Below are 6,617 nucleotides of genomic sequence, written 5' to 3' on the forward strand. Positions count from 1 at the left end.
GTAGCCTGCCGCCGATGACTACTCCTTCCCTCCGCAGATTGGGGGCCCCGTCCGCGCAAGGTGAGTGCTGATGCTCACTCAGACCGCTGACCGGGTTGCCCGCTTGTCCCTGTGGCTGCGCGTGCGCGAGTTCGCCGTGCCGCCGTCCATGATCGAGACCGCGACCGTCCGTCGTTCCGCCGGGGACTGGGCGGGGGCGTGCGCCGCCGCTGGCGTCGACGTCGATCTCGACCTCCGTTCCACCGCCCGCACGCACGGCCGGGACCTCGCGTCCCGGGTCCGGACGGACCTCCGTTCGCTCGCGCCCGACCTGTTGCGCTGGCACCTGCCGAGAGTCGCCCCCGACGGGCTGCTCCGCCCGGGGCTGACCGTCGCCCTGGCCCGGTACGACACCGAAGACGGTGACGACCGCCGACGGGTGCACCTCGTGGCCCGTACTCCTCCGGCCTGGGCGGAGGGGGGCCAACGCATCAGCCTCGCACTGTGGGACGGGTCCCCGCACGGGGCCGGCGCCCATCCGCGGCCCCGGCCCAGCCGACGGTTCCGTCTGGACCTGCACCGTCATCTGTGGGACGCGCGCAGGGCGGAGGAGCTGCGGTTCCGGTCCGGCGCCGACCGCCCGCCCTCCCGGGTCGGCCCGCCTTCCCCCGTCCGGTCGCCTTCGCCCGTCCGACAGTGGGAGCACGGGAACCCGCCGTTGCCGGAGGTCGTGGAGCAGCACTGCGCCGTCGACCGGTGGGCCGCCGAGGCCCGCATCCTGCTCCGCTCCGAAGGACGGAGTACCGGTACCGTCATCCTGCGGCTGCGGGCACGGCACCGGCTCGTCCTCGGGCTGGACGAGGAGCGGGACGGCCTCGGGCCGCCGGCCCTCCGGGTGGTCGGCGCGCCCCGTGACGGCAACGTCTCCGCGTTTCCGGTCCTGCCCGACGCGGCCACCTGGGTGCTTCCCGATCTGGAACTGCTGCGCAGCGGCTCCCTCGACGCCGACCGGCTGCACCCGCTGGTCGCCGCCGCGTTGGCCCGCGACGCCCGGCCGTCCGGTTCCTTCCGACCGCCGGACCGGTCGGCGCGTTCACGCGTGGTGGAGTGCCGGGGAGCGCGGCATCGACTCGGCTTGGTCAATGGCGTGTTGACGCCGTTGGACCACGGAGCCGTCGAGCTGCGGCGTGAGGAACTGCTCCTCGCGCTGACCGGGACGCCGCTTCCCTGTCTACAGGCCGTCGACGAGGCGCACCGGCACCCAGAGCGCCTCACGGACATCCGCGAGCGACTGCACCACGGGGACACCGCCGGTGCGCTGGCCGTCGTCGAGGAACTCCTCGGTCCGGCCGCACTGCTGCGGAGCGGCCCGCTGCGGGACGCGCTGGAGACGGCCGTCCAACGGCGGATCTCCTACGGCCTGTTCCGGGCGGGACTGGCCGAACCGGGCCCCCGTCAGCTCCGGCCGGGTCCGGACCGCCCCCGTGACCACCGCTCACATCCGCGTCACACGACCGCTCGCTGACCCGAGACGTCTCCGCTGCGCCCGCTCCTTCCCCTTCCCCACCCGACGAATCTCCCCAGGTGATCAGACATGCCCGTGTTCGCTCCGCCCGTTCCCTCCTCCGACCCCGTCCACGCAGGCGGTCTCGGCATCGCCGATGAACTCCTGGGTCTGCTGCGCGCCACCACCACCGAGCCACGGCCCGACGACCAGTTGGAGGCGCTGACCCTGGCGGTCGCCGCCGACCTTCCGGTGCTGCTCTGGGGTGAGCCGGGCATCGGCAAGACCGCGGCCTTGACCCAGCTCGCCGACGCGCTCGACCTCCCGCTGACCACGGTGATCGCCAGCGTGCACGAGCCGTCCGACTTCTCGGGGCTGCCCGTGCTCGGGGACGACCCCGCGGAGCAGGGGGTTCCGATGGCCCCGCCGGACTGGGCCGTGCGCCTGGTGCGGGCCGGCCGGGGGCTGCTGTTCCTGGACGAACTGTCGACCGCGCCACCGGCCGTCCAAGCCGCTCTGCTCCGTCTCGTGCTCGAACGTCGCATCGGCGCGCTGCGGCTGCCGCCCGGGGTCCGGATCGTCGCGGCGGCCAACCCGCGGTCCTCGGCGGCGGACGGTTGGGAGCTGAGTGCGCCGCTGGCCAACCGGTTCGTGCACCTCCAGTGGACGCATGACCCCGAGGTCGTCGTCCGCGGTCTCGGCGGGACCTGGCCGCTGGCGACGCTGCCCCGCCTCGAACCGTCGGCCCTGGCCGGGGCGGTGGCCTTCGCCCGGCGCGCGGTCTGCGGGTTCCTCGCCGCGCGGCCCGGGCTCGTACACCGCCTCCCCGGCAACGAGACCCGTCGGGGCGGCCCCTGGCCCTCCCCGCGGAGCTGGGACATGTCCCTGTGCCTGATCGCCTTCGCGACGGCTGCCGGGTCCTCCCGGGAGGTGCTGGCCGCGCTGGTCAGGGGCACCGTGGGGGACGGTCCGGGGCTGGAGTTGCTGGCCTTCCTTGACCGGATGGACCTGCCGGACCCCGAGGAACTCCTCGCCGATCCGACGGGGGCCGCCCTGCCCGAGCGGGGCGACCTGCGCCAAGCCGTGCTCGACGGCGTGGTGGCGGCCGTCCGGACCCGCCCCGAGAAGTCGCGTTGGGACGCCGCCTGGGCCCTGTTGGGTCGTGCGGTGGAGACCGGCCCCCCGGACCTCGTGGTCGTGCCCGCCACCACGTTGGCCACGCTGCGCCGCGAGGACTGGGACGTGCCGGCGTCGATCGAGCGGCTCGCCGGAGTGGTCGGCCTCGCCCGGCGTGCGGACGACGTGGCGGTCCGCTCCGCGACCGGGGCGAGGGCCGGGCGGTGAGCGCGGGCCTGCCGCCGGTCCTGGACCGGGAGAAGCTGTTCGCCGCGCGGCTGCACGCCGTCCGGGTCCGTCCCTATCTGGCGACCGCGCTGTTCGCCCTGCACCCCGTGGAGTCACGGCGGGTGCCGACGATGGCCGTCGACGCGTACTGGCGGTGCTACGTCTCACCGGCGTTCGTGGCACGGACACCGGTGGAGGACCTGGCGGCGGTGTGGGTGCACGAGGTGTCCCATCTGCTGCGTGATCACCACGGGCGCAGTGCCCGGATCGCCCGGCAGGAAGGGCTGACCGGGTCCGGGGACCGGCTCCGCATGAACATCGCCGCGGACTGTGAGATCAACGACGACGTCTTCGGCGACGGGCTGGTCCGGCCGGAGGGCGCCGTCCAGCCGGGGGCCCTGGGCCTCCCGCCGGGCAAACTCATGGAGGAGTACCTGCGGCGGTTCCGGCTCGGACCGCGCACCCAGGAACTGGCCTGGCTGGACTGCGGCAGCGGCGCCGACGGACGCGAACGGGAGTGGGACCTGGGGCCGGAGGGGGCGCACGGACTCAGCACCCAGGAGCGGGACGCGGTCCGGTTCCGGGTGGCCCGGGGCATCAACGGCCGCCCGGGCGACACCCCGAAGGGTTGGCGGCGGTGGGCGGAGGAGGTGTTCCACCCGCCGCAGCCGTGGCGGGAGTTGCTGGGGGCGGCGGTCCGCGCCGCGGCCTCCGGCTCGGGTGGCAGCCAGGACTACTCCTACGGTCGTCCCGCACGACGCTCGCCCGGGGTGCCCGGCGTCGTCCTGCCGAGTCTGCGGCGCAGACCGCCCCGGGTCACCGTCGTCATCGACACCTCGGGGTCGGTCAGCGACGCCGAACTGGGGAGCGCGCTCCTGGAGGTCACCGCGATCTCCCGGGCCGTGGGCGGGCGCCGCGACCTGGTCACCGTGGTGCCGTGCGACGCCGCCGCCCGGCTCGCGCACCCGCTGTGCAAGGCCGAAGGCGTCCCCTTGATGGGCGGCGGCGGTACGGATCTACGCGCGGGCTTCGCCAGGGCGCTCCGTGCCGGGCCGCAGCCGGACGTCGTGGTGGTCCTCACCGACGGCCAAACGCCCTGGCCGGACAGCCGGCCACCGTGCCGGACCGTGGTGGGGCTCTTCCCCCGCTCTACCACGGCCTCGTGGAGCGAGGACGATCCCGACCACGTGCCCGAGTCGCCGCCCGCGTGGGCACGCGTGGTCACCATCGGATCGACGTCGGCGACCTGCTGACGCCGTCCCGCCCTGTGGTGAGGGCGGGCGTTCGACGGGGCGGACCCGCGTGGGTCCGCCCCCTCACCTGGACCTGTCGGTACTCCGCGGGCCTCAGCCCGCGAGGACCTCACCGAAGTACGAGAGTCCGGTGGCCCCACCGACCGAACCGGCGCCGAACGACGAGGACCCGGTGGCCGTGATGCCGCTCCGCCCGGCCGGGAGGAGCCACACCGAGCCCGCACCGTCGTTCTCGGCGAAGGCGCCGACCACCAGTTCGGCGCGACGGTTCCCGTCGCTGTCCACGAGCTTGACGGACGCCCCGAACTGGTCGTGGGACTCGCCGGTACCGGGCACCCCGGCCGTGTTCTGCGTGAAGGTCTTGGCGCCGCTGCCGGTCAGTCCCCTGGCGGAGCCGTGCAGCACGGTGACCGAGCCCGTCGCCTTCCGGCTCCCGGTCGCCTCACCGGTCGCGCCGACGGCGATGTCGGCGTGGCCGTCGCCGTTGGTGTCACCGGCCGACAGGCTCCAGCCGAAACGGTCTCCCGGCGTGGCGCTGCCGGGAACACCCGCGGTGTCCTGGGTGATGCGCACCGGGGTGCGGGTCGACAGGCCGGCGGCGCTGCCGTAGGTCACGGTGATCGCTCCGCCCCGGCCGCCCTGGGGTTCGTCGGCGGCCTTCTCCATGAAGTTGCCGGTGACGATGTCGCCGTAACCGTCCTTGTCCACGTCGGCGATGACCGCCTCGTACCCCCCGGCGACCTTGCCCGAGGACTTGAGACCGGTCGTGGACCCCTTGTAGAGGACGCTGCGGGTGGGGAACTGATCACCGCTCTGCTGCTGGCCCATGACCAGGAGGTCGGTCGCACGGTCCCCGTTGACGTTCCCCGCGACGATCTTGTCGGCGCTGACCCCGGTCTGCCGCGAGGTGTCGATGCCGGTCCGGCCCGCCGCCTTGCCGGAGCGGGAGATCGGTCCCTTGAAGACGTTCAGCCCGGTGCTGGAGTTGCTGAGGGCGGCCAGGTCGGCCTGCCCGTCCCCGTCGAAGTCCCCGGTCGCGACGCCCCAGCCGATCGCGTTGCGGTGGGTGGGCAGCGGCGACGACAGGTCGACGCCCGACTTCAGACCGCGCGAGCCGCCCCAGACGACGGTGACGACGCCGAAGGAGTCGGCGTTGCCGATCCGTTCCCCGTGCACGCCGACCACCAGGTCGGTGTAACCGTCACCGTCGAGGTCACCGGTGGCGAGACGGTCACCGAAGTGGTCGTCCTTCTCCGGCACACCGGGTACGCCGAGGGTGGCCTGGCTGATGAGGGCGCGCTTGGACTTGTCGAGGCCGTTCTTGGTGCCGTAGACCACGGCCACGTATCCGGCTCCCGCCCGTCCGTCGACCTTGCCCAGGGGCGCGGCGATCGCAAGGTCACGGTATCCGTCGCCGTTGAAGTCGCCCGGCAGTCCGGACGGCGCGGCAACGGCGCTGCCTCCGGTGGCGAGCAGGAGCCCGCCGACGAGAGCGGCCGACGCCGTGGTGGACAGGGCGGCGCGGAGGTGATGTCGCATAGGTGTCTTTCTTCTTCCTGCGGCACGGTGGGCGTCGGAGCGCCCAGCCGAATCGGTGGTGCCGGACCGATCGTCTGCGGGAGGGGGCTGGCCCTGACGGACCTCCTGTACCGTGCACGGATCGTCCGGCGCTGGTGGGACCCCCGAAGGGGCCCGGAGGTTGTACGGCCGAGACGAACTCGGAACCCCGCTCGTCGGAACGCCGCCGCGGCGCGCTTGCGTTATCCGGAGGCGCCGGGAGGGTGCTCACGGGGATGATCATTTGTGGAAGGGCACGGCTGGGCCGCGCGCGCGGCTCCAGGTACGTGACCGGGGAGAGGGAGAATCACGTGGAATCCAGCATCCGAGACCTGTACGGGCGCATCGCGGACCGGTTCGGTGACCTGATCGAGAACTGTCCGCCGGAGAAGTGGGACCAGCCCTCCCCGTGCCCCGGGTGGAGCGCCCGGGACGTCGCCGCGCACGTCGTCTCCAACCATCGCAGGGCCGTTGCCGGGCTGGACGGGTCGGCCTACTCCGCACCGGCTCGGGATGACGATCTGCTCATGGCGTGGGGTGCGGCCTCCGCTGCCGTCCAGGCCGGGCTACGTGACCGGGCGACGGCCGGCGTGCTCCTGGGCGAAGAGTTCGGAGGCATCCCCTTCGCGGAGTTCGTGAAACGCATGGCGTGTGCCGACACCTTGGTTCACACCTGGGACCTCGCCAGGGCGACGGGGCAGGGCGAGGACCTGGACGCCGAAGGCGTGTCGATCGCCCTGGCCATGCTGCTCCCCGAGGACGACGACATCCGCCTGCCCGGGGCCTTCGGCACGAAGGTCGCTTCGACCACCGGCGCGGACACGCAGACCCGTCTGTTGAACTTCCTGGGCCGACGGCCCTGACGGCACCGGGGCACCTGGCCCCGGAGGTGGCGGCCCCCCCCGGGGGGGGGCCCCCACCCGGCGCCACCCCACTCGTACACCCGGGGAGGCGGGCGCCGGGGGGGGGGGGGAGCGACC

At 73.8% G+C, this 6,617-nt stretch carries 5 protein-coding genes; 4 read left to right on the plus strand and 1 reads right to left on the minus strand.

The annotated features are described in order from the left end of the window. Positions 1-70 precede the first annotated feature (70 nt). The 3 genes from ACFWIA_RS23440 to ACFWIA_RS23450 all read left to right on the plus strand — a co-directional run bounded on the left by ACFWIA_RS23440 (position 71) and on the right by ACFWIA_RS23450 (position 4,080). Positions 71-1,504 carry a hypothetical protein gene (locus ACFWIA_RS23440; RefSeq protein WP_387008138.1) on the plus strand — a complete coding sequence of 478 codons (1,434 nt, stop codon included), beginning with the start codon at positions 71-73 and terminating at the stop codon, positions 1,502-1,504. 69 nt (positions 1,505-1,573) lie between these two features. Beyond that, a complete protein-coding gene (locus ACFWIA_RS23445; RefSeq protein ID WP_387008140.1) occupies positions 1,574-2,827 on the plus strand; it encodes an AAA family ATPase in 1,254 nt (417 codons plus the stop codon). Continuing rightward, on the plus strand, positions 2,824-4,080 hold the full coding sequence (locus tag ACFWIA_RS23450) for a VWA-like domain-containing protein (RefSeq protein ID WP_387008142.1): 1,257 nt from the start codon (positions 2,824-2,826) through the stop codon (positions 4,078-4,080). Before ACFWIA_RS23445 ends, ACFWIA_RS23450 begins: the two co-directional genes overlap by 4 nt. Before the next feature lie 93 nt (positions 4,081-4,173). Here the strand turns inward: ACFWIA_RS23450 and ACFWIA_RS23455 are convergent, their stop codons facing one another. Further along, a complete protein-coding gene (locus tag ACFWIA_RS23455; protein WP_387008144.1) occupies positions 4,174-5,619 on the minus strand; it encodes an FG-GAP-like repeat-containing protein in 1,446 nt (481 codons plus the stop codon). 329 nt (positions 5,620-5,948) lie between these two features. Here ACFWIA_RS23455 and ACFWIA_RS23460 point away from each other — a divergent pair, with 329 nt between their 5' ends. Beyond that, positions 5,949-6,500, plus strand: coding sequence for a TIGR03086 family metal-binding protein (locus tag ACFWIA_RS23460; RefSeq protein ID WP_387008146.1), 552 nt, complete (start codon positions 5,949-5,951; stop codon positions 6,498-6,500). Positions 6,501-6,617 lie beyond the last annotated feature (117 nt).

Source organism: Streptomyces sp. NPDC127068 (assembly GCF_042724695.1).
GTDB lineage: Bacteria > Actinomycetota > Actinomycetes > Streptomycetales > Streptomycetaceae > Streptomyces.